Below are 21648 nucleotides of genomic sequence, written 5' to 3' on the forward strand. Positions count from 1 at the left end.
TGGAGGCGTCCTTCGTCGTTCACCGGATCAGGTGGAATCGGGTGTTCTGGTGGGGTGGGTAGCGTGGGTGCGATGAGGGTTGCGGGCGTGGTTCTGGCGGCTGGGGCCGGGCGGCGGTTCGGGATGCCCAAGGCGCTGGTCGAGCACCGGGGTTCGCTGCTGGTGGATCGGGCCGCTCGGGTGCTCGCCGAGGGCGGGTGCTCACCGGTCGTCGTGGTGCTCGGTGCCGCCGCGGACGAGGTGCGCGAGCAGGCTGAGCTGGCCGGGGTCTCGGTGGTGGTGAACCCCGACTGGGACAGCGGGATGGGGTCCTCGCTGCGGGTCGGAATCGATGCGCTGACCAGCACTGATGCAGATGCGGCCGTGGTGCTCCCGGTCGACATGCCGGGGATCGGGGCCGAGGCCGTGAGGCGGGTCGCCGAGCTGGCCGTACCGTCCGCCCTCGCCGCCGCCGCGCACGACGGGAGGCGGAGCCACCCGGTGCTGCTCGGGCGGGAGCACTGGGCCGGGGCCCGGGCCTCCGCGACCGGGGACGCCGGGGCCCGCGGATACCTGCGGGACCGCGAGGTGGTGCTGGTCCCGTGCGACGACGTGTCCGCCGGATTCGACGTGGACCGTCCCGAGGACCTGCCCGCCGACGGCACGTAGAGTCGACGGCCCCACGCGTGACCGGTCCGGAAACCTCCGTCATCGCTCCCGGACCTCGACGTCACACCAGCGCCCACGAGAGCCAGAGCCGGAGGCGTCCATGGCAAGCGGACACATCACCGCCAACTACCTGCCCGAAGGTGACGACTGGCTGGTCACCGTCACCACCGGCACCGACGAGCGCAGCGCCCGCGCGCCGGGCCTCATCGCCGCGCGCGACCAGGCCGACCAGCTCATCGAGCAGCTCGCGCCCAGCGCGGTCGGCCGGATCGTGATCCACCTGCTCGACGGCGACGGCTTCGCCTTCACCACCGCATACCTGCAGGCCCGGCACGGGGTGTCCGCCGAACCGGCCGCCGGCACGGCGAAGCGGAGCGGCTGAGGCTCGCGGGACGATCCGGACCCGTGCACAGTGGACCCACAGCTCGGCCCGCTCACCAGGGCACGCGCAGATCGTGAACCAAAACGACGACCCGGCTCGGAGCTTAAGATGGCGGTCGTGAACGCGCCGACGAGCAGTGCCCGCGAGGAGGAGCAGGTGTCCAGCGCTGAGCAGGCCCGGCCGACCAGCGGCCGGGGACGGCCGCGGGACGCCTCCCGCGACGCCGCGCTGCGCCAAGCCGCGATGGAAGTCCTCTCCCAGGTCGGCTACCGGGCGCTGACCATGGATGCCGTCGCCGCGCACGCGCGGGCCGGCAAGGCCACCATCTACCGGCGCTGGGACTCCAAGCTGGACCTGGTCATCGACACCTGCACCCAGCTGGTCCAGCGCAACATCCCGGAACCGGACCGGGGCTCCATCCGGGACGACCTCGGCGACTTCCTGCGCAGCTTCGCCTCGTTCCTCACCGGCCCGGTCGGCAAGGCCGCCCAGGCGCTGGTCGGCGAGCTGCCGCACGAGCCGGAGCTGGCCGCCGCGTTCCGCGAGTCCTTCCTGCTGCCGCAGCGCGACGTCCTGCGCCGCCTCATCGAACGCGGAGTGCAGCGCGGCGAGATCCGCCCGGACGCCCCCATCGACACGGTCGTCGAGATCACCGGGGCCTGCCTGATCTACCGGCTGATGCTCACCGACGAGCCCCTCGACACCGGATTCGTGGACCGCCTGGTCACCGAAGCCCTGATGCCCCTCCTGCACGGCTGATCCACTCCCCGTCGCGAGATAGGGTGAAGCCCGGACTCGGGAACGGAGGATCGCGTGGCGCGGGGAACGGTTTCAGAGCTCACACGGTGGCCGGTGAAGTCGTTGCGCGGCGAACCGGTCCGGGCCGCCCGGTTCGACGACCGCGGCATGGCGGGAGACCGGGCTTACGCCCTGCGCGACGAACGCCCGAAGCGCGCGGGCAAGGTGCTGACCGTCCGGCAGAACCCGGGCATGCTCAGCTGGGGCGCCACCTACGGCGAGACCACCGACCCGTCGGAACCACCGCAGCTGCGCGGTCCGGACGGCACGACCTGGACCTGGGAAGACCCGAAACTCGGCGACGTGCTCGCCGACTCCTTCGGCATCCCGCTGAGCCTGCGGGCCGCCGACGGCCAGCAGGACCGCGGCCCGACAGTGCTCGTCACCTTCGAAGCATCGCGCACCGGACTCGGCGAAGAACTGGGCGTCGAAGTCGACCTGCGCCGGTTCCGCACGAACCTGCACATCGACGCGGACCTGCCCGCCTTCGCCGAAGAGCAGTGGGAAACCGGAGCGACGATCACCGCGGGCGACGTGGAACTGGAAGTCACCGGCGAGAACGCCGGGCCGTGCATCCGCTGCGCGGTGCCGAGCTGGGACGCCGAAGGCCGGGAACGCTGGCGAGACCTGCAAACCCACCTGATCGACCGCCACGACAACAAGTTCGGCGTCATCATGCGAGTCACCAAGCCCGGCGAGATCCGCCTCGGCGACCCGGTCACGACGAGATGAACCCTGCCGGGAACACCTGGCAGGGTTCGGGGGAAGTGCGGTGGAAACCCGCGGGCCCTCGGCGAAGAAGGCCCACGGGTCTCACCGGAACAGCTTGCGCACCACCACGACGGCGACCAGGGCACCAACCCCGATCAACGCGTAGCGCACCCGCGGATCGTTGAGCTTCTCCTGCACGCTGGCCTTGCCGGCCTCGACGAACCGCTGCGGGTTCGCCTTGACGCTCAGCTCGTCCAGAGTGTTGGCCAGCGCTTCACGCGCCTGCTCGATGTCGCGCTCGATGGCGTCCGGATCACGAGCCACGTGTCCTCCTCACCCTTCACCTGGCTGCTGACCACCGTAGAGCACCGGCGAACCGGCACCGCACCAGCGGTTGGCGTGTCGCGCGCGGTGCTGGAACGGACACACCCCGCCGACCAAGATCGCACCACGCGTTAGGCTGGGCAGCACGACGGGGGCCGTAGCCCAATTGGCAGAGGCACTAGGTTTAGGTCCTAGCCAGTGAGGGTTCGAGTCCCTCCGGCCCCACGAGGCGGCTCACGCTGCTCATCGACCTGCGGTCGATTTCGCCGGTGCCCGCCTTTTCATTGCGGGGGCCGAGCCCCCGCAGACCCCCACGGCGCGGTGGTCGCCTTTCGTCGGCTCCGCACCCGTCGTTCGTTCCCGACCTGCTCCCGGACCTCAGGCTTCGTCGATCTCGATGAAGTCTTGGAGAGGGATGAAGTCCTTGATGTTTCGGGTGTAGAGGCGGGCGTCGTGGGCATGGGCGGTTGCCGCGATCAAAAGATCCATTGTGCGAGCGCGCGGTTTTCTGCCCGATCTAGCTACTGCGGCGGCGAGTTCGCCGTAACTCGCCGCAACCGCGTCGTCGACCGGCAGCGGATCAAATCGTTTGGCGAGAGCGGACAGACGACGGAGCCGGTCGGCTCTCGCCTGCTCGTCCTTGGCGATCAGCACACCGAAATGGAGCTCGGCCATAGTCGCGGCGCTGATCGCCAATTTGCCGGGGATGGGCGCCGCGTCGGTGGCGATGACGATGCTGGTGTCAAGGATTGCCCTCACGTTTCGCCCCATGGGTCGCGAAGCTGCTGGTCAATGAGATCGCGGTCCGTTTCCCAGCCACGATCCGGGGCGCCCACGAAGATGTCGGCAATCTCATCGAAGCTCTGCCAACGCCGGGGGCCTGCGATCGGCACCAGTCGCGCACTCGGACGACCGGCGACGGTGATGGTGATCTCGTCGCCCGCTTCGACTTGGCGGACGAGGTCAGAGGCGTGTTGCCGCAGTTCACGCAGTCCGACCGTTGTGGCGTCTGCTGTCATGAGTTCCATGGTAGCGCAAGTGCTACATCAGCGTCTCGGGTAGCGGGCCGGCCCGATCCTGACACCTGCCGACGAGGCGCTATCCATAGGCCGACGCCAAGCATCGAACCTTCTGCTTGCGCCTGACCAGCACATCTGCAGGATTTCGAGCATCGCTCCTGCAGGGAGACGTGCGCGGGCGGTCGTTCGGGCGGCCGCCCGCGCACGGTTTTGGTCAGGCGTTGATCGTGATGTGGTGGGCGATGCCCTCGTGCTTCTCGGGCAGCTGCATTCCCTTGACGGTCACCTTCTTGCCCTGGGTGAGCTGGTCAGCCGCGACCGGCTTGCCCGCCTCGTCCCGCACGGTCGCCTTCTTCGGGACCGCGAAGGTGATCTCCTGCTGCTTGCCGTCCTTGGCCTTGCCCGCCACGGTGATGAGCTGGACGTCGTGGCCCCGGACCTTCTTCGTCCCGACCTTCGTGATCGTGCCGGTGAGCTCGACGTGCTGGCCCTTGTGCCTGTCGTGCTGGCCCTCGTGCGGGTGCTGGGCCTGCTGCTGGGCGGCGGGCTGCTGCGGGGCGTCGGTCGTCGCCGCGTTGGCGGCGGAGCCGAAGGCCACGGCGGGGAGCAGTGCGATGCCTGCGACGAGTCCGGCGCGGCGGGCAGTCTTGCTGATCATGGATTTCCTCTCCGATCTTCGGGGTGACCGGTCCGTCGGTGACCGGTGATCGCAGGCTGCCCACGCCGGCTGGGAGGTTCGTGCGGCCTAGCTGGGACGAACCTGGGAATCCGCGCGCAGGTAGTGCTCGGCGATCTCGTCGCTGGTGGTCAGCCAGACGTCGGGCTGCGCGGCGAGGTACTCCAGGGCCTGGTCCAGGTACTTGTGGCGGAACGGCTGGCCGATCACGAACGGGTGCAGGGCCAGCGCCATCACCCGGCCGCTGTGCTCGGAGTCGTCGCGCAGCTGCTCGTACTGGTCCTTGACCATCTGCAGGAAGTCCGGGCCGGTGAGGCCCCGGCCGAACAGGATCAGGTCGTTGAGCTCGACCGAGTACGGGACGCTGAGCATGCCGGGCACGTTCAGGCGGTACGGCTGGTCGTCGTTCGTCCAGTCCAGGACGTAGTCCAGGCCGAGCTCGGCGAGCAGCGACGGGGTGTTGAAGGTCTCGGTCAGCCCAGGCCCCATCCAGCCGCGCGGCTGCTGGCCCGTCGCCGCGCGGATGGTGTCGACGATGTCGGTGAGGACGTCGCGTTCTTCGTCCAGGCCCATGTCGGTGTGCAGGATCGAGTTGGTCCGCCCGTGCGCGAGCCAGGCCCAGTTCCGCTCCAGACCAGCCTTGATGATCTGCGGGTAGTGCTCGGCGACGTCGGAGTTCAGCAGCGCGCTCGCCCGGATGCCGTGGCGGTCCAGGCTCTCGATGGTGCGCCAGATGCCGACCCGGACGCCGTAGTCGCGCCAGCCGTGGTTGAGGGCGTCGGGGACCAGGTTCGCCGCGCCGGGCCAGATGCTGGTGGACGGGCGGCCGACGAGGAAGTGCTCGATGTTGAGCCCGACGTAGGCGGCGACCCTGGCGCCACCGGGCCAGGTGATCTTCGGGCGCTCGGTGATCGGGCTGTAGTCGAAGGGGATGCTCTCGGTGTTCGTCATGCCGGCACGGTAAGAGTTAACATCGATGTCAGGTTCAAGTCCGGATTCACGCGGGGGTCGAGATGCGGATCGGTGAGCTCGCCCGGCGCACCGGGGTCAGCGAGCGGTCGCTGCGCTACTACGAGCAGCAGGGACTGCTCGCGGCGGACCGCACGCCCGGCGGCCAGCGCGACTACCCGGAGCGGGCCGTGGACCGGGTGATCCGCATCCAGGAGCTGTTCGCGGCGGGCCTGCACAGCAAGAAGATCGCGCAGCTGCTGCCGTGCATGCGGGACGCCGACGGCAGGCCGTCCGAGATCGCCACGCCGAAGCTGGTCGCCGAGCTCTCCGCCGAGCGGGATCGCATCGAGCGGATGATCGGCGAGCTGAACAACTCCCGCGACGTCCTCGACGAGGTGATCGAGGCCGCCTCGGAGCAGACGGGCGCGTGATGCTGCGGAACCGCGAGCGGCGGGCAGCCGAGGCGATCACCGCTCAGCTGGCCCGAGGCGGACCTCCGGACCCGCGTGCGCTCGCCGAAGCCGTGGGTGGCGCCGTGGGCGCAACCGGTTGTGCGCTCGTCATCGGGGAGCAGCGGTTCCAGTGGGGCGACGGCGAGTCGTGGGTGGAGCAGGACGTCGAACACGGCGGCTCGGTGTGCGGAAAGCTCGCCCTGGCACCGGAATCCGTCGGGCCGCTGCCCGGCGTCGCTGCCGTGCTCGGCGCACCGGTCGCGATGATCGGGCTCGCTCGGGAGACCGATCGCCTGCGCCGCGTCGGCGACCGGGCCGCTCGTGCGCTGGTCGACGACCGGTGGCGGGCCGCCGCCGAGATGGAAGCCGAGCGCCGCGGGCTGGAGCGCGATCTGCACGACGGCGCGCAGCACCAGCTGGTCGCGCTGCGCATGTCCTTGGCGCTCGCCGAGCACGCGGGCGCCGGGAGCGAGCACGTCGCGAAGCTGATGGCGCAGTTGGACGACGCCGAGCGGGTGCTGGTCGAGACCGCCGCCGGGATCCTGCCCGACGTCCTCGCCTCCGAAGGCCTCGCAGCGGCGCTGCGCACCGAGCTGGACCGGCACGACACCGTCGCGCTCGACCTCTCGGGGCTGCGGCGCCGCTATCCGACGCCGGTCGAATCGGCCGTCTACTACATCCTCCTCGAAGCCGTGAACAACGCGCGCAAGCACGCGACGGGCGCGCGCATCACCGTGACCGCGTGGGACAGCTACGAGGGCCTGATGTTCTCCGTCGCCGACGACGGGCCGGGCTTCGACGCATCGCTGGGCCTGCCCAACCTCACCGCGCGGGCCGAGTCGGTCGGCGGTGTCGTGGAGGTCCGCTCCGCTCCCGGCGCGGGCACCGCCGTCCGCGGCGTCGTCCCGTTCTGACTGGTCAGGACGGGACGAGCAGGCCTTCCGCGGTGCGGACGAGCACCTCGCAGGCTGCGCGATCGCGTCTCCCGACCACCGGGTGCTCGGCGTGCGCGCGCCAGCCGGACACCGCTGCGCGGGCCGCGACCAGCACGTCCTCATCGGTTGCGTCGGCGGGCAGGCCCAGGCGGCTGCGCGGGTCGATGCCGTCGGCACCGAGCAGCCGGGCCGCAGCACCGCTCACGCCGCGCAGCACTCGGCCGCTCTCGAGCTCGTCGAGCAGGTCCAGTTCGGCGAACTCGTGCGCGTCGGCGGCCACCTGCTCGACGGCCCAGCGCAGCTCGTGGTCGGCGGGCAGCTTGCCGACGAGGTCGCGCATCGCGACCATCGCCCGGCGCGCGGCGATCACCGGGGCGTTCGCGGCGGGCGGTGGCGCGGTCAGCTGCTCCGCGATCGCGTCCCACTCCGGCGACCCGTCCTGGCCGCGCCGCACCAGGTCGCGCACCTTCCGGTAGATCGCGCTGCGCTCCAGCTCAGCGGGGTCGACCGCGGGCGTGACCGGCTCGACCCGCTCCGGGAGCCGCACCGCGACGACGGTCGTGCCGTCGACGACCGCTTCCATCTCGCCGCCGAGCACCGCGAGCCGTTCCACGTCCTGGCTGAGCCGCAGGTCCACTTCGGCAGGTGCCTCGATCCTGGCCCGCAGCGCGTCGTCCCGGCTGAAGGTGACCGTCACCGGGTGGTCGGCCATGAGGTTCAGCACAGCCGAAACCGCGTGGTAGAAGCCGGATTCCAGCTGCCAGCCGGCTCGACGGCCGAGGTCGCCGGCGAAGGTCACCGGGCGCGGCAGGGTCGCCGCCAGCTCCTCCAGCGCCGCGCGCGGACCGCGGTCGGGCAGCATCGACGGGAACACCCCGCGCACCACCGACCGGAAGTCGTCGATCAGCTCCTCCAGCGCGTTCTCGGCCCCGGCGAGCCCCCGGCCTTCATCGGCGGCCCGCAGCGACGTGCGCACCTCGTCGAGATCGCGCAGGGTCGTCTCGGTGATCGCCCGGACCAGCCGGTGCCGTTCCAGGTCGCGGACCTGCGCGAGGCGCGCGCGGGCGTTGCTCAGCTCCGCGCTCAGGCGTTGTGCCCGCAGGTCCGCTGCGGAGTGGTCGACGTGCAGGCGCGACAGCTGGACCGCCACCCCGAGCCAGGCCGCCGTGTCGCGCAGCAACGAGCGCGCCGCGTCGTCCCACTTGGTCGGCGCGATGAGGAACAGCGAACCGCCCGTCGATCCGACCGGCTCCTCCCCCACCGCGTCGGCGACACCGGACAACCCGGCAGGCCAGGACTCGACGACGACGTGGCTGCGCTCGGTCGGGACCGCGTGAACAGCCTTCCCACCAGTGCTTTCCGCCAGGTTGCGGACCAGGGCCGCGGCCAGCCGCTCCGGTGGTTCGGCGGCGGCGACCTCGTGCGGCGGCCGTCCCGCGGAGGACAACCAACGCCGAACCCTCAACGCACCGACCCGTCGATCCGCTGCGCCTGGAGGTAGGCCAGCACGGCGAGCACGCGGCGGTGGTGCACGGTCGCGTCACCGGGCAGGCCGAGCTTGGTGAAGATCGAGGCGATGTTCTTCTCCACGGCCTTGGCCGAGATGAACAGCTCCTGCGCGATCGCGTTGTTGGCGCGGCCCTCGGCCATCAGCCGCAGCACGTCGGTCTCCCGCTCGGTGAGCTTGCCGATCGCGCCGTCGTCCTGACCCGCGCTGCCCTGCACCAACCGCCGGGCGAGCGCGGGTTCGATGACGATCTCACCTGCGGCGATCCGGTCCAGCGTGTCGCCGAGGACCTGCACCCCGGCGACGCGCTCCTTGAGCCGGTAGCCGATCCGCTCGGCGCCGATCTCCAGCACGCGCATCAGGTAGTGCGTCTCCGCGTAGTGCGACAGCAGCAGCAGGCCGATGTCCGGGTGCAGCGCGCGCACGCGTTCGGCCGCGACGAGCCCGCCGTTGGGGCCCGGCGGCATCCGGATGTCCAGGATCGCGACGTCGACCGGATCGGTGGCCACCGCGGCGATCAGCTGCTCGCCGTCGCTGAAGCAGCCCGCGACCTCGTGCCCGGCGGCTTCCAGCAGCAGCACCAGGCCTTCCCGGAACAGGGCGCCGTCCTCGGCGATCGCTACGCGCACCGCAGCACCGCCCGGTGGGCGCGGCGGGCCTCGCCGCCTGGTTTCTGGTCGGTGATGCTCACCCGGATGATCCGACGTCCCTTCACGCGCACCCGCACCACGCTACCGGGCGGCAAGGTATGGAAGTGGTCGGCGATGAGCAGCCCGACCCGCGCCCTGGTCTGGGAACCGAGTTCGACCTGCGGCAAGTCGAGGAGGAGCCGCAGGTCGCACCGCTCGGCGACGGCCCGCAGCCCGGGGCCGAGGCCGGCGCTGGCCAGCACCGGCGGGTAGATCCACGACTCGACGCTGCGCAGGTCGTCCAGGATCCCGTTGACCCGGCGCTGCGCCGTCTCGACCTGCCCGGCCACCGCTTCGTCGCGCGTTGTGTCGTAGATCATCCCGAGTTCCAGGGCCAGCGCGGAGATCTCGGCGACCGCGCCGTCGTGCAGCATCCGCTCCAGCCGGTAGCGCTGCCGCGCAGTGGCGCGGTCGGGCGGCCGGAGCGGTGTCGGCAGCACTGCCCCCGACCGGCGGATCCAACGAACGAAGCGGTGCACCGTTGCCAGCGTTGTCGACGACCGCCGCGACGACAAGGGTGCGACCCCTCGGCGGGGGTAGGGATATCCCTACCCCCGTGTCCCGAACTGCAACCAAGTCGCCTCGATGGATCAACCTGCGGCTTGCGCGGACAACCTAGATTCGGGTCGGATCGTCCAACCTGCGTGTGGTTGATTGGTAAGCAGCACCGGGTTTCACAGGAGGTGGCGTGTCGTACGCGATCGGGATCGACCTTGGCACGACGTTCACATCCGCGGCCGTCGGTGACGCTGCGGGGACGCGAATGGTGCCGTTGTCGCGGGAGATCGTCGTCCCGTCGCTGGCCTACCGCGCGCCGGACGGCACGCTGCTGACCGGCCTCGCCGCGGCGGAGAGCGAAGCCGACCCGGCGCGGCTCGGCCGCGGTTTCAAGCGCCGGCTCGGCGACCCGACGCCCCTGGTCCTCGGCGGGTCCACCTACTCGCCGAGCGCGTTGATGGCCGCGCAGCTGCGGGACGTCCTGGACCGGGTCCGCGCCGACATGGGCGGGCCGCCCGGATCGGTGGTGCTGACCTGCCCGGCGATCTGGGGCCCCTACCGCCGCGAGCAGTTCGCCGAGGTGCCGAGGCTCGCCGGCATCGACGACGTGCGGGTCATCACCGAGCCGGAGGCCGCGGCCACGCACTACAGCCGCGAGCGCACGCTCGGCGAGGGCGAGGTCGTCGCGGTGTTCGACCTCGGCGGCGGCACGCTGGACACCACGGTGCTGCGGATGTGCGCCGACGGCATGGAGATCCTCGGCACGCCGGAGGGCGTCGAGCACCTCGGCGGCATGGACTTCGACGACGCGATGCTGGCTCTCGTCGACGAGCGGCTCGACGGCGAGATCAGCCGGTTGGACCCCGCTGCGGCCGACGTTCTCGGGCAGATCCGGGCCTTGTGCGTGCGCGCGAAGATCGACCTGTCCACCGAGCCGGACGTGGCGCTGACCGTGCCGCTGCCGTCGGGGCCGCGCGAGCTGACGGTCACGCGCCGGGAGTTCGACGCGGCGATCCGGCCGTCGGTGGAGGTCGCGGTCGACGCGCTGCGCCGCACCGTGGCCTCGGCCGGGCTCCGCGGTGACGACCTGTCGGCGGTGCTGCTGGCGGGCGGGTCGTCGCGGGTTCCGCTGGTCACGCAGATGGTCTTCGAGCAGTTCGACAAGCCGGTGCGGATGGCGCACCACCCGAAGTTCACCGTCGCGCTCGGCGCGGCCACGATCGGGACGCGCGCGCTCGCCCAGCCGCCCGCTTCGGTTCCGGAACCTCCGGCTCCTGAACCGAAGCGCCGACGGTGGCTGGTTCCGGCCGTCGCGGCCGCAGTCGTGGGCGTCGCCGCGGTGGCCGGCGGGCTGTTCCTGTTCGGCGGCGGGAACGAGGCGAACACCGCGGCGGAAGCCCCGGCCTCGTCCCTTTCGGACGGTGCTGCGGCTCAGGCGCCCGGCCCGCTCATGGTGCTCGACGACGACACCGTCGATCCGTACCACGCCTACATCGCGTCGCAGGACAAGTGGGACGGCACCGAGGTCGTCGGGCACAACGCGAAGCACTCGGCGATCACCGCCAGCACCGGCGACGGGCTGCGCGTGGACTGGAAGGACGAGTCCCCCGCCCAGGTCTACCTGCAGACCGGCAACAACACCCGCGACCTGTCGTCCTACGTGGACAGCCAGGGTGCGCTGGTGTTCGACGTGGTGGTGAACCGGCCGCTGGCCGGCTCGGCCACGATCGCCACGCACTGCGGCTACCCGTGCGGCGCTTCGCTGGAGGCCAGCGAGCTGTTCCGCGGCCTGCCGGTCGGCCAGCAGTCGAAGGTCGCCATCCCGCTGCGCTGCTTCACCGAGAAGGGCCTCGACCCGAAGCGGGTCAACACCTCGTTCCTGGTCTACGCGCAGGGCCCGTTCGACGCCACGTTCCGCAACATCGCCTGGGTCCCCGGCGCGGCCAACGGCCCGGACGTGACGCCCTGCTCGGCGCTGTCGTAGGGACATCCCTACCCCGGAACGCGGGGCATCCCCCGAAGTGGAGGGATAAGCCCACAGACCGCTGCGCTCCCGAACGCGAGGCTTGCCGTCGTAGGCAGCAGGCGAATCGGCGGGAGCGGAAATGCCCAGTGTTCAGCTCGAAGACGTGATGCGCGCCCACGGCGATGCCCTGCACTCGTACGTCACACGGCTCACCAACGGCGATCGGTTCGCCGCGGAGGACGTCGTGCAGGAGACGTGGGTGCGGGCCTGGCGGAACCTCGACCGCCTCACCGAGAACCTGGGCTCGGTCCGCGGCTGGCTCCTGCGGGTCGCGCACAACATCGCCGTCGACCAGCACCGGAGCCGCCGCGCCCGCCCCACCGAAGTCGGCCTCCCAGAACGGGACCTGGAGTACGCGGCGATCGCGCCCAGCGCCAACGACCAGGTCGAGACGAAGCTCGTCGTCCGGCAAATGCTCGAGAACCTCTCCCCCGTCCACCGGGCGACCGTCGTCGAGGTCTACTACGCGGACCGAACGGCGGCCTCAGCGGCCAAGGCCCTCGGAGTCCCCCCGGGCACGGTGAAGAGCCGCCTCCACAACGCCCTCCGAACCCTCCGGGAAACCGTCCCGACCCAACCCATCGCAGCCTGACCGCGGCTACCGCTTCGTGAGTGGTTTGGGGCGTCGTGGCACCCCAAACCACTCACGAACCCAGCCCCGCTCCAAACCGGCGGTGAACGACGCCCACTGCCCGGCCGTGAAAACGCGCGTGCCGTGGCAGGCTGACCGCTAAAGCGCGCTCAGAGCCGGAGATGCGCAGCCTCGCCGGAAGACGGGAGTGAGATCTTGGCGTACAGCCATCGCCTGGCCACGTCGGAAGACCTGCCCGCGATCGTCGAAATCTACAACTCCGCGATCCCGAGCAAAGCGGCAACCTGCGATATCGAACCGGTGACCGTGGCCTCCCGGAAGGAATGGTTCGAAGCCTCGGACCCCCGACGGCGGCCCATCTGGGTTGGCCACGAAACGGACGCCCCGCACACGGTGACCGGATACCTGTCCTTCGAACCGTTTCTGAACGGACGCCGGGGATACGACACAACAGCCGACTTGGCCGTGTACCTGCACCGCGATCACCGTGGTCGAGGGCAGGGCACGTACCTGCTGCGCGAAGCGATCGCCCACGCCCCGAAGCTCGGAATCCGGAACATCGCCACAACGATCTTCGCCAGCAACGAGCCCAGCATCCGGCTCTTCCGGGCCCACGGGTTCGAGGAATGGGGCCGACTCCCACGCGTGGCCGACCTCGACGGTGTGGTCCAAGACGTCGTCTTCGTTGGACGGCCGGTCGGCGAATGACGACTACCGCCGCACGAAATGAACCTGCCTGAGCAGATCAGGACCCATGAGCCGCGATCGATGCTCCGCAACTGCCCCACCCAGGTCGTGCTCCCCGTTTGGAGCGAACCGACCGCGGCCTGACCAGCGGCTTCCGTTCGTGAGCACTTTGGGGCGCCATAGCACCCCAAACCACTCACGAGACCCAGCCCAGCTTCAAACCGGCAGTGAACGCCGCAGCCCTGCCTCATGCAAAGCCTTGTTGAACAGCCCAAATGCAGCTTGGCCGCCGAGTGGGAACCGTGAGTACTTTGGGCTGCTATAGCGGCCCAAAAGACTCACGGGAACTCAGCCCCGCTTCAAACCGGCGGTGAACGACGCCCACTGCCCGGGCGTGAAAACGAGCGTGCCGCCATCGCGGTCCTTCGTGTCGCGCACACCGACGACATCCGTCAACAGCGCCACCTCCACGCAGTGCGTGTTACTGGCGCTACGGCTGGACTTCCGCCAGCTCGCCCCACCTAAAGGCTTCGAGGTACGGAAAGTGTTCATGAATCAACTCTAGCTAGCGCGACACCTCTGTCGAGATCTTCTTGATGACCGCTTGGGACTCCTCGCGATCGAGCGCAGCCTGCGTAGCAGCGGTGTGCGCGATGGCGTACTCCCTCACCGTCATGGCATCGATGATCAGGTTCGTTGAGGTCACGGTCTCCTGCCAGAGAACGGTGGGCAGCCTGCCGTTCGGGAAGGTCATGAGATAGAAGGCCGATCCGCCCATTGCCTCGTGCCCTCTGGCCGAGAACGGAACGATGCGCAGATCCAACGTGTCGGAGTGTTCGTCGATGAGAGCGAGGATGTGCTCGAGTTGAGCTTTGAGCACATCCGGCCCACCGATCTCCTGGCGCAGCACGGCTTCCGACATGACGATGTTGAGCCGAAGCGGGTCGTCACCGGTAAGCCTCCGCTGCCTCGTCATCCGGCAAGTGACCCGTCGGTCGACTTCGGCCAGGCGGAGATTCCCGGTGCTCGCCTCGCTAATCGCTCTGGCGTAGTCCTCGGTCTGCAGCAAGCCGTTCATGACTCCGCTGTCGTAGGCGTGCACTTCTTCCGCGCCGTACTCGAAACCGAAGAAGCGCAGCAGATCGTTGCCGAAGATGCCGGAGTACTTGGCCCACCATCCGCGTTGGACCGCTTGCTCCCGCAACACGCGAAGCTCCTGGGCTTCGGAATCCTCGATGCCGTACTCCACCATCAGTGCGTCGAGTTTTTCCGGCGCCAGCGTCTTCTTCCCGTGCTCGGCCTCGGATAGGTACGCCGAGGTCACGCCGATGAGCTTGGATGCTGCGCCGCTGGTCAGACCGTTCTCCTCGCGGACTTCCCGAAGACGGCGACCCAAAGCCCAGCTGGCGACCGTCGGGGAGTTTGGCGGCATTTCGGGACTCCTTGCTGATCACACCTTTGGGTTTACGAGCTAGCTATATAGCTTCCAATGTCGCTAGCGTTGCTGCTGTCGGTGACGGTATCAGCACTGTCCGTCATCACGTGGCGGTGGCCTCGGTGGTTCCCCCTCCCCGACCCGAGGCCACCGCTTCTCCCTCCTTCGACAGTCAGGAGAAGCGATGCGCGACATGTTCCAGCCCGCGGGGTTGGTTGCGTACTGGCGGCCGGTCGACGGTGTGCGGCACGGGTTGTCGCACACCGAACCTCCGTATCCCGGTCAAGAACGGGAAACCCTTTGCGGCACAACGGTAACCATCATGATGCCGACCGAGCTGGACTGGCTCTCCCCGACCTGCGCAACCTGCTGGGACGAAGCCCGGGCGCGCCGCGACGCAGTGGAACGGGAGGCGGATGCCCAGTGATTGCAACCGTTCTCGTCTTGGTGCACGCAGCAGGAAACCTGTTGGCGTTTCTGGGAGTTGCCGCAGCTGCGTTCGCAGTGGTCGCGCTGCTGCCGGTGCGCGGTGGTCAGGGCCAGCACTCGGGTTCAGGACCGGGATCCTTGATGGTGTGGCAACTCGTCGACGCGGCAGCGCCCGAACCCCGAGATCCCGAGCCTCCCGACTCCCATCCCCCGGAATCCATCGAGTGGCCAACGGAGGACTACGTCGGTCGTCATTGGCTGTTGCCGCGGGCGTGAGAGTGCGGTCGTGAGTGCGTAACAGTGTTCGAACACTGTTACGCACTCACGACCGGGGTGGGGACGTCTTCTGGGTGGAGGAGGCAGAGGTCGTCCATCGTCGGGTTGGTGAGGGCGCGGGTTCGGCGGGCGTGGTTGGCGATCGCCTCGTCGAGGACTTGGCGGGCGTAGCGGCCGTTTCCGAAGGAATCGCCTCGGGTCATCGTCGCGAAGTGGGTTCGCAGGGCCGCTACCGCTGGGCCGGTGCACTCGTAGCCGGTGTCGGTGGCGTGCTGGTTGACGATGGTGACCAGTTCGTCCGGGGTGTAGTCGGCGAAGCGGACCCGGTGCGAGAAGCGGGACGAGAGGCCGGGGTTCGCGGCTAGGAAGCCCTGCATCTCCCGCTCGTAGCCGGCCGCGATGACCACGACCTCGTCGCGGTGGTCCTCCATCAGCTTCACCAGCGTGTCGATCGCTTCCCGCCCGAAGTCGTGGCCGCTGCCCTGGCTCGACGACAACGTGTAGGCCTCGTCGATGAACAGCACACCGCCTCGGGCCCGGTCGAACGCCTCGGTGGTCCGGCGGGCGGTGTGGCCGACGTACTCGCCGACCAGGTCCGCGCGCGCGACCTCGGTGACCTGCCCCTGCGCGAGGACGCCGAGCGCCGCGAGCAGTGAGCCGTAGAGGCGTGCCACGGTCGTCTTACCGGTACCGGGCGGGCCCGCGAAGATCAGGTGCCGGCTCACCGACGGGACCGGGAGGCCCGCCGCCTGCCTGCGCCGCGCCGACGTGAGCAGGTCGACCATGGCCGACACCTCGGACTTCACCTCGTCCAGCCCGACCAGGCCCTGCAACGTTCCGAGCAGCTGCTCGATGCGTTCCTCGTCCACCCGGCCGGCGCCCGCGCCGACCGACGAGCCGGGCAGCGGGCCGAGGTCGTCCGGGAGGAGCCTGGTCAGCGCGACGTGGCCGGCGGTCGGGTCGTCGGCCAGGCGGTAGGCCTGCCTGCCGAGCATCTCCTCGAACACCTTGCGGGCCGTGCGGCCGTTGCCGAACGCCGCGTCGCGCGGCAGGTTCGTGAAGTACGCGTGCAGCGCCGACCTGGTTTCGAACTCCAGCCGGTAGTCGTGGCTGCGGCACAGGCCCTCGACGATGGTGACCAGCTCCGCCGACGAGTAGTCCGCGAACTCGATGGTGCGGGAGAAGCGCGAGGACAGGCCCGGGTTCGCGGCCAGGAACGAGCGCATGTCGTTGGTGTAGCCCGCGACGATCACCACGACCTCGTCGCGGTGGTCCTCCATCAGCTTCACCAGCGTGTCGATCGCCTCCTGCCCGAAGTCCGGGCCACCGCCGCTGCTGCCCGCCGACAGGGTGTAGGCCTCGTCGATGAACAGCACGCCGCCGATCGCCTTGTTGAACATCTCGGTGGTCTTGATCGCGGTGCCGCCGACCACCGAGGCGACCAGGTCCGGCCGCGCCACCTCGACCAGCTGGCCGGAGCGCAGGACTCCGAGCGCGGTGAGGATCCGGCCGTAGAGCCTGGCCACCGTGGTCTTGCCGGTGCCGGGTGCGCCGGTGAAGACCAGGTGCCGGGACAGCGGCGGCGACGGGAGTCCGGCGGCGGCGCGGCGCTCGGACATCTGGTGCAACCGCACCAGCGTCTCCACCTCGCGCTTCACGCCGTCCAGGCCGACCAGTTCGGCCAGTTCCGCGAGCAGGTCGTCGAGTTCCTCGGTGTCCCCGGTGTCGGCGGGCTCCGGTCGCGGATCGTCCTCAGCGGATTCGTTCAGCGCCGGGATCTCCCCGCCGGGCAGCCGGATGTCCGTGCCGAGGTTGCGTTCGGCGGTGCAGCCGGTCACTTCCACCGGCTGCTCGGACTGCACCGCGATGCCGTCGCCGAGGTTGTCCCGCACCGCGCAGCCGGTGATCGAACCTTCGGCTTGGCCGCGCCACACCACGCCGGTCCGGCATTCGCGCACTTCACCGCCGTCGACCGCGAGTCTCGCCTGGTCCTGGGCAAGCAGGCCCGCCTCGGCCGCGCCGACGACGCGGGTGTCCCGCACCGTCGCCGAGGCCCGGCTCTCGACCAGCACGCCGTTGCCCGATCCGCCGGTGATCTCGCAGCCGGCCAGTCGAAGCGCGCCGTCGGCACCCGCGACCACCGCGTCGTGGCCTGCGCTGGTGAGCACGCACTCGGACAGGTCGGCGGACGATCCCTCCAGCACCTGCACGGCGTGCCCGCGCGCTCCGTCGACGGTGACCCGTTCCAGTTCGGCGGCGGATTCCTGCACCACGACGACGGCCTGCGCGGTGGTGTCGCTGATCCGGCAGTCGCGCAGCACCGGCCGGGACCCGCTCGCCGACAGCATTCCCACACCGTCCACAACGGACACTTCGGTTCCGGAGACAGTCAGCTCGCTGCGCTCCTCGACGACGATCGCGGTGCCGGTGATGTCGCTGATCCGGCATCCGCGCAGCTCACCGCGGCCCCGATCGGCGGCGAGCACCGCACCCTTCGCGTCGGTCACCGCGCAGTCGACCAGGACCGGAGCCCCGCCGGAGCGGGCGACCACCGCGGTCGTGCCGAGCGAGGTGAGCGTGCAGCCGGTCAGCTGGGCCGATCCCCCGTCGAAGACCAGCACCCCGGCGCCCCCGGGGTTGCGCACGGTCGTGGCGTCGACCCGGAGCTGGACGCCTCGGCGGGCCACGACCGCCACCTCCGAGTTCGCCGCGACCACGCACTCGTCCAGGTGCAGCTCGCCGGACTGCAGGTCGACCGCGACCGCACCGCCGGAATGCGCGAACTCGATGCCGGACACCTCGGCGTGCTCGGTGGTCACGCGCAGCACCGGCTCGCCCGCGGCCTCGATCCGCACGTCTCCCGGCGAGCCGGAGCCGGACAGCGTGACGTTGCGGTCCAGCACGATCGACTCCGGGTACACGCCGGGCCGGACGGCGATCACGTCGCCGTCGCGGGCCGAGCTGATCGCGTCGCCGACGGTGCGGAAGCAGTCGGGCTCGGTCGGTGAAACGCCGAGCACCGACCGGACTCCGGTCATCCTGCTCGTCACGAAGTGCCTCCCTGGTTCGGGGTCAAGGCCGCGCGCACGTGGTGGCGGGTGAGCGGGCACAGACGGCCGCGCGGTGCGTGGGCCAGCGCGTGCCCGGCCAGCTCCGCGTCGGGCGCCAGCTGGTAGCGGTCGAGGTAGTACTTGGTGGCGTCCGACCACACCCAGGTGCCGTCGGAGCGCAGGTCGGCCGGGACGGCGGTCGCGCCGGTGAACACGTCCGCCATCAGCACGTCCGCGGTCAGCACGACCTCGCCTGCGGTGAGGAAGTCCAGCAGCCGCCTGCGTTCGGCGGGGTCGACGACCAGCTCGCGGTCGGGGGCGAACCACGGCCCGGCGGCGGTGGCGCCGTCGAACGCGCGGGCCACTCTGACCTGCGGTTTCGGGGTCTCCGACCACAGCAGCGTCGCGGCCAGCAGCGCCTGTTCGTGGTAGGCGGGCAGGGGCTGGTCGGGGGCGAAGACCTCCACCCGCGGGGAGTCCACCAGGCCGGCCAGGGCGCGGTGAGCTGCGGCGGTCACGGTCGACGGGTCGGCCTCGGTTTGGACCAGGTAGACGCGGTCCGCGCCGTTCCTCGTGGTTGCCCAGCACGCCTGCGCAGCGTTTCGGACCGCAGCGAGCGCCGCGCTGTCGGCCTGCTCGTGGCCGTGCGGTTCCGGGGTGAAACTGTGCTGGGCCGCTTGAGGTTTCGGTTCGCCGAGCGTGGCGACCAGAGCGGCGAGCCTGGCGGTGTCTCCAGCCGCGAGCGCCTCCCGGGCGATGGCCAGCCAGCCGTCCGGTACGCGGCCGGCCAGCGCGAGCAGCTCATGGTGCTCCACGGTTTCTCCTCTCACACCACGGGAAGCGGGCCGAACCACCGGTCGGTGTCGGGCTGTCGTGCCGGAACTTCGGACCGGGCGGCAGCAGCCGCGCGCAACCTGGTCAACGCGGCGTCGCCGGCGGTCCCGTCCTCGGCGAGGAGGATCCGCGGCACCGGCGCGGACTCGACGGCCAGCACGCGCAGGCGGGTGTGGCCGGAGAGCACGACGTCGTCGCGGTGGGCGGGCTCGTCGTCGAGCAGGCCGTCCAGGCGGCGGCCGCTGGTCGTCCAGATCAGGGCCTCGGCGGGTCCGACCGGGCCTGCGCCTGCGGCCGGGGCCGCGACGACCGGGGTGGGCAGGCGCAGCAGTGCTTCCGGCTGGACCGCGGTGTCCGCGGGGATTCCGCGCACCACGACGGTTCGCACCGTCGGCAACCGCCGAAGCCCGTCGGCCAGGCAGACGTAGAAGTCGGCGTCGTACTCGCCGGTGGGGTCGTCGGCGAAGACCCGCACCACGGCGAGTTCGGCCAGCAGCGCGGCACGGTCCTCGGCGGCGAAGCGCATGCCCGGCCGCTCGGAGAGCAGCTTGGTGACCGCCCTGGTGGCGACGTCGTAGCGCGAGCCGAGGGTTGCTCGCATGGCTCGCCGCTGGGTGGCCGTGCTGCGCGCGTCTTCCGGTACCTCCACCGCTCGCGGCCGCTCGGGGAGGAGTCCGGTCACTGGTTGTTCCACTGTGGACTTGGCTTCGGGTTCCGCTTTAGCGGGGGCTGCCATAGCGCTGGACGCCACTGTGGACGGTAGCCCTGCAGCTGCCGGGCTGGGCGCCGCGGCCTGCTTTGTTGCCGCGCTGACCTGCGGCGATGGTTCTGATTCCATTGCGGTCGCCGCCCTGACCGCCGTGCCACCGACCGATCGAACCGCCGTTGCACCTGCCGACTCGGTGCTGACCGCCTGTGGTGACTCCCTGACCGGCGCTCGGTGCACCGGGGCCACGGCGGGCAACGTCCCCGGCATGGTCACCTCGGTCGATGCGACGGGCCCGGCGGCCGGTGGGGCGGAGGCGCTGATCCATGGCGGCTGGCCGTTCGGCGGGGCTGCCCTCGGATGTCCCCACAGCGGCGGATTTGCCGACGGCAGAGCCGAAACCGCCTGCTGCACCTGAGCCATCGGGATGGGACCCGTCTGGCTCGCCGGCCACACCGGGGCCGGGGGCAGTGGTTGAGCAGGTGTCACCGGGTCGGCTGGGAGTTCCGGGCGCACTTGCTGCCGGACTCGCTGGGGCTGAGCCGGGCTCGGCATCGGGACCACCGGCGGTGCGGGGACGACCGCCGGGGCGACGCTCGCGGCTGCCACGCTCGGGATTCCGCTGCTCACGGGCTCGGCTTCGGTGCTGGCTCCAGCGCTTTCCCGGACGTCTTTCCACTGATCGTGCTTCCCGGGCACAGGGAGGATCGGTGCGACGGGCAGAACTCGACCGTCGGTTGCCACCATCACCGCGCCCTTCGGCGGCGGCACGCGTTCCTGCGCGCTGATCGGCGCGGGTGCGGGGGCCTGCGCGATGCGGTCCGATGCCTCGATTCCGGTCAGCGCCGACGGATCGCCCTGCGGGAGGATCCGCAGGTTCTCGCGCGCGTCAGTCGGCAGATCGCGCACCAGGCGGTTGAACGCGGCCAGCACACCCGACGGCACAGCAGCCTCGGCTGCGAAAACGATGTCGGCGGTCGGCCCTGCCTCCGCGGCGGTTTCGGGGCGAGGCGCTTCATCGGGCCGCACCGCGAGTCCACGCGGCACCACGTCGACGCGCCAACCGTCGGTCAACCGGTACGAGCCCGGCTCGACCATCGCCAGGGACGCGGGCGCGGCCCAACGATCCAGCACCGGCGCGCCATCGTGCCGGTACACGCTCTCCACGGCGAACGGCCGCCAGCGGATCTCGCCCGTCTCGTCGACCTGCACGATTCCGTCGTCATCGGGCACGCCGTGCGCCACCCGCACGGGTGCGCCCAGCTCGCCGGCCACCTCGCGGACCAGCCGGTCGCCGCCGAAGCCGTAGCAGGCGAGGACCGCCCGGTCCCGGCCCTCGTCGGGAAGCGCGCGCAGCACTCCGGCCACGGACGTCGCCGCAGGTGGCGGCTCTCCCGGGGCGCCGAGCACCACGTACATCCGGTCGCGGTCGGGTGCCTGCCGCAGGAGGCGGTCGTCGGGCCGGGTCGGGGCGCCGGGATGGCGCACCCAGAGACCTGCGGGCACGTGGGTGATGTCTGCCGCGTCCGGCAGCCCGTCCTGCCACCACGGTGCGGGGAACCGCGCGCCGATCGGTATCCGCGCGCCGTCCGGGCGGTACGACACCCAGCCCGCCGTCGAGCCGGGAACGAACAAGCTGCCGTCGGCGAGCGCAACCGGGTCACCGTCCGGTGCCGTCACCTCCACGCCGAGGCGTTCGGCGCGCCGCTTCGCGGGCGGCAGCGCGCCGTTACGACCCATCGAGCCGCAGTTCGGTGCCACCACGCAGAGAACACCGCGCGCCTCGTCGGCGAGATCAGCGACCACCCACGGGTCGAGCCTGGTCATCCCGTCGAGCGCGGAGGCGCCGACCACCACGTAGGTGCGGTCCCGCTTCGGCGGCAGGTTCGCCGCCAGCAGGACGGCGGCACCATCCGCGTCGAGCTGGCCCACGACCAGCGCGTGCCGAACGCGCTGCACGGTGATCGACTCGTCCACTCCGCCTCCTCCGTTCCCCGGAAGACACGTCCCCACCCCCCTCGAA

Annotated in this window: 23 protein-coding genes and 1 tRNA gene; 11 read left to right on the plus strand and 13 right to left on the minus strand. The window is 70.7% G+C overall.

Annotated elements, in window-relative coordinates; genetic code table 11:
• The first annotated feature begins 72 nt into the window (after nt 1-72).
• The 4 genes from OU415_RS27995 (at nt 73) to OU415_RS28010 (ending at nt 2560) form a co-directional block, all read left to right on the plus strand.
• A complete protein-coding gene (locus OU415_RS27995) occupies nt 73-648 on the plus strand; it encodes a nucleotidyltransferase family protein (protein ID WP_270952306.1) in 576 nt (191 codons plus the stop codon).
• 100 nt (nt 649-748) lie between these two features.
• Nucleotides 749-1030 carry a hypothetical protein gene (locus OU415_RS28000; protein ID WP_270952307.1) on the plus strand — a complete coding sequence of 94 codons (282 nt, stop codon included), beginning with the start codon at nt 749-751 and terminating at the stop codon, nt 1028-1030.
• A 108-nt stretch (nt 1031-1138) separates the two neighbouring features.
• A complete protein-coding gene (locus tag OU415_RS28005; RefSeq protein ID WP_270952308.1) occupies nt 1139-1789 on the plus strand; it encodes a TetR/AcrR family transcriptional regulator in 651 nt (216 codons plus the stop codon).
• Nucleotides 1790-1843: 54 nt separating this feature from the next.
• The gene (locus OU415_RS28010) at nt 1844-2560 is read left to right on the plus strand and encodes an MOSC domain-containing protein (protein WP_270952309.1); all 717 of its coding nucleotides are present in this window, start codon (nt 1844-1846) and stop codon (nt 2558-2560) included.
• Between the two features lie 81 nt (nt 2561-2641).
• Here OU415_RS28010 and OU415_RS28015 read toward each other — a convergent pair whose 3' ends face one another.
• The gene (locus tag OU415_RS28015; protein WP_270952310.1) at nt 2642-2863 is read right to left on the minus strand and encodes a DUF3618 domain-containing protein; all 222 of its coding nucleotides are present in this window, start codon (nt 2861-2863) and stop codon (nt 2642-2644) included.
• 151 nt (nt 2864-3014) lie between these two features.
• Between OU415_RS28015 and OU415_RS28020 the strand changes: the two genes are divergently transcribed.
• A tRNA-Leu gene (locus tag OU415_RS28020) sits at nt 3015-3088 on the plus strand.
• Between the two features lie 153 nt (nt 3089-3241).
• Here OU415_RS28020 and OU415_RS28025 read toward each other — a convergent pair.
• The 4 genes from OU415_RS28025 to OU415_RS28040 form a co-directional block, all read right to left on the minus strand.
• Nucleotides 3242-3622, minus strand: coding sequence for a type II toxin-antitoxin system VapC family toxin (locus tag OU415_RS28025; protein WP_270952311.1), 381 nt, complete (start codon nt 3620-3622; stop codon nt 3242-3244).
• On the minus strand, nt 3619-3882 hold the full coding sequence (locus OU415_RS28030) for a type II toxin-antitoxin system Phd/YefM family antitoxin (RefSeq protein ID WP_270952312.1): 264 nt from the start codon (nt 3880-3882) through the stop codon (nt 3619-3621). Before OU415_RS28030 ends, OU415_RS28025 begins: the two co-directional genes overlap by 4 nt.
• Nucleotides 3883-4096: 214 nt before the next feature.
• Nucleotides 4097-4540 (minus strand): hypothetical protein, encoded by a 444-nt coding sequence (locus OU415_RS28035; protein ID WP_270952313.1) that lies wholly within the window; start codon nt 4538-4540, stop codon nt 4097-4099.
• An 87-nt stretch (nt 4541-4627) separates the two neighbouring features.
• Nucleotides 4628-5509 (minus strand): polysaccharide deacetylase family protein, encoded by an 882-nt coding sequence (locus OU415_RS28040; protein ID WP_270952314.1) that lies wholly within the window; start codon nt 5507-5509, stop codon nt 4628-4630.
• A 62-nt stretch (nt 5510-5571) separates the two neighbouring features.
• On the opposite strand from OU415_RS28040, the gene OU415_RS28045 reads away from it, so the two are divergent.
• Together OU415_RS28045 and OU415_RS28050 are read left to right on the plus strand one after the other, a co-directional pair.
• On the plus strand, nt 5572-5940 hold the full coding sequence (locus OU415_RS28045; RefSeq protein ID WP_270952315.1) for a MerR family transcriptional regulator: 369 nt from the start codon (nt 5572-5574) through the stop codon (nt 5938-5940).
• Complete coding sequence (locus OU415_RS28050) at nt 5940-6875, plus strand: sensor histidine kinase (RefSeq protein WP_270952331.1); 936 nt, start codon at nt 5940-5942, stop codon at nt 6873-6875. The genes OU415_RS28045 and OU415_RS28050 overlap by 1 nt, the downstream gene beginning before the upstream one ends.
• Before the next feature lie 4 nt (nt 6876-6879).
• Here the strand turns inward: OU415_RS28050 and OU415_RS28055 are convergent, their stop codons facing one another.
• The 3 genes from OU415_RS28055 to OU415_RS28065 are packed head-to-tail and all read right to left on the minus strand — an operon-like array spanning nt 6880 to nt 9571.
• The gene (locus OU415_RS28055) at nt 6880-8343 is read right to left on the minus strand and encodes a hypothetical protein (protein ID WP_270952316.1); all 1464 of its coding nucleotides are present in this window, start codon (nt 8341-8343) and stop codon (nt 6880-6882) included.
• Between the two features lie 14 nt (nt 8344-8357).
• Nucleotides 8358-9032, minus strand: a complete 675-nt coding sequence (locus OU415_RS28060; protein ID WP_270952317.1) for a response regulator transcription factor — start codon at nt 9030-9032, stop codon at nt 8358-8360.
• Nucleotides 9023-9571, minus strand: a complete 549-nt coding sequence (locus OU415_RS28065; RefSeq protein WP_270952318.1) for a histidine kinase — start codon at nt 9569-9571, stop codon at nt 9023-9025. The genes OU415_RS28060 and OU415_RS28065 overlap by 10 nt, the downstream gene beginning before the upstream one ends.
• A gap of 209 nt (nt 9572-9780) precedes the next feature.
• Between OU415_RS28065 and OU415_RS28070 the strand changes: the two genes are divergently transcribed.
• The 3 genes from OU415_RS28070 to OU415_RS28080 all read left to right on the plus strand — a co-directional run bounded on the left by OU415_RS28070 (nt 9781) and on the right by OU415_RS28080 (nt 12916).
• Nucleotides 9781-11574, plus strand: coding sequence for an Hsp70 family protein (locus tag OU415_RS28070; RefSeq protein WP_270952319.1), 1794 nt, complete (start codon nt 9781-9783; stop codon nt 11572-11574).
• Nucleotides 11575-11695: 121 nt separating this feature from the next.
• Nucleotides 11696-12208, plus strand: a complete 513-nt coding sequence (locus tag OU415_RS28075; protein ID WP_270952320.1) for a sigma-70 family RNA polymerase sigma factor — start codon at nt 11696-11698, stop codon at nt 12206-12208.
• A 195-nt stretch (nt 12209-12403) separates the two neighbouring features.
• The gene (locus OU415_RS28080; protein WP_270952321.1) at nt 12404-12916 is read left to right on the plus strand and encodes a GNAT family N-acetyltransferase; all 513 of its coding nucleotides are present in this window, start codon (nt 12404-12406) and stop codon (nt 12914-12916) included.
• Between the two features lie 327 nt (nt 12917-13243).
• Here the strand turns inward: OU415_RS28080 and OU415_RS28085 are convergent, their stop codons facing one another.
• Together OU415_RS28085 and OU415_RS28090 are read right to left on the minus strand one after the other, a co-directional pair.
• A complete protein-coding gene (locus OU415_RS28085) occupies nt 13244-13447 on the minus strand; it encodes a DUF397 domain-containing protein (protein ID WP_270952322.1) in 204 nt (67 codons plus the stop codon).
• Between the two features lie 13 nt (nt 13448-13460).
• On the minus strand, nt 13461-14327 hold the full coding sequence (locus OU415_RS28090; RefSeq protein ID WP_270952323.1) for a helix-turn-helix domain-containing protein: 867 nt from the start codon (nt 14325-14327) through the stop codon (nt 13461-13463).
• A gap of 187 nt (nt 14328-14514) precedes the next feature.
• Between OU415_RS28090 and OU415_RS28095 the strand changes: the two genes are divergently transcribed.
• Entirely contained in the window at nt 14515-14757 is a 243-nt protein-coding gene (locus tag OU415_RS28095) for a zinc finger protein (RefSeq protein ID WP_270952324.1), read from the plus strand.
• A gap of 316 nt (nt 14758-15073) precedes the next feature.
• Here the strand turns inward: OU415_RS28095 and OU415_RS28100 are convergent, their stop codons facing one another.
• Genes OU415_RS28100 through OU415_RS28110 form a run of 3 tightly spaced genes read right to left on the minus strand, consistent with a single transcriptional unit; the run spans nt 15074 to nt 21602 of the window.
• Nucleotides 15074-18085, minus strand: coding sequence for an AAA family ATPase (locus tag OU415_RS28100; protein WP_270952326.1), 3012 nt, complete (start codon nt 18083-18085; stop codon nt 15074-15076).
• Nucleotides 18082-18900 carry a hypothetical protein gene (locus tag OU415_RS28105; protein ID WP_270952327.1) on the minus strand — a complete coding sequence of 273 codons (819 nt, stop codon included), beginning with the start codon at nt 18898-18900 and terminating at the stop codon, nt 18082-18084. Before OU415_RS28105 ends, OU415_RS28100 begins: the two co-directional genes overlap by 4 nt.
• A gap of 11 nt (nt 18901-18911) precedes the next feature.
• The gene (locus OU415_RS28110; protein WP_270952328.1) at nt 18912-21602 is read right to left on the minus strand and encodes a hypothetical protein; all 2691 of its coding nucleotides are present in this window, start codon (nt 21600-21602) and stop codon (nt 18912-18914) included.
• Nucleotides 21603-21648: the final 46 nt, after the last annotated feature.

Origin of the sequence: Saccharopolyspora oryzae, assembly GCF_027853915.1 — a bacterium.
Lineage (GTDB): Bacteria > Actinomycetota > Actinomycetes > Mycobacteriales > Pseudonocardiaceae > Saccharopolyspora > Saccharopolyspora oryzae.

Coding starts and splice junctions, on each gene's coding strand:
- OU415_RS28045 (WP_270952315.1), top strand. CDS start 5,572: ATGCGGATCGGTGAGCTCGCCCGGCGCACCGGGGTCAGCGAGCGGTCG.
- OU415_RS28090 (WP_270952323.1), bottom strand. CDS start 14,327: ATGCCGCCAAACTCCCCGACGGTCGCCAGCTGGGCTTTGGGTCGCCGT.
- OU415_RS27995 (WP_270952306.1), top strand. CDS start 73: ATGAGGGTTGCGGGCGTGGTTCTGGCGGCTGGGGCCGGGCGGCGGTTC.
- OU415_RS28050 (WP_270952331.1), top strand. CDS start 5,940: ATGCTGCGGAACCGCGAGCGGCGGGCAGCCGAGGCGATCACCGCTCAG.
- OU415_RS28040 (WP_270952314.1), bottom strand. CDS start 5,509: ATGACGAACACCGAGAGCATCCCCTTCGACTACAGCCCGATCACCGAG.
- OU415_RS28075 (WP_270952320.1), top strand. CDS start 11,696: ATGCCCAGTGTTCAGCTCGAAGACGTGATGCGCGCCCACGGCGATGCC.
- OU415_RS28095 (WP_270952324.1), top strand. CDS start 14,515: ATGCGCGACATGTTCCAGCCCGCGGGGTTGGTTGCGTACTGGCGGCCG.
- OU415_RS28000 (WP_270952307.1), top strand. CDS start 749: ATGGCAAGCGGACACATCACCGCCAACTACCTGCCCGAAGGTGACGAC.
- OU415_RS28030 (WP_270952312.1), bottom strand. CDS start 3,882: ATGACAGCAGACGCCACAACGGTCGGACTGCGTGAACTGCGGCAACAC.
- OU415_RS28005 (WP_270952308.1), top strand. CDS start 1,139: ATGGCGGTCGTGAACGCGCCGACGAGCAGTGCCCGCGAGGAGGAGCAG.
- OU415_RS28085 (WP_270952322.1), bottom strand. CDS start 13,447: ATGAACACTTTCCGTACCTCGAAGCCTTTAGGTGGGGCGAGCTGGCGG.
- OU415_RS28035 (WP_270952313.1), bottom strand. CDS start 4,540: ATGATCAGCAAGACTGCCCGCCGCGCCGGACTCGTCGCAGGCATCGCA.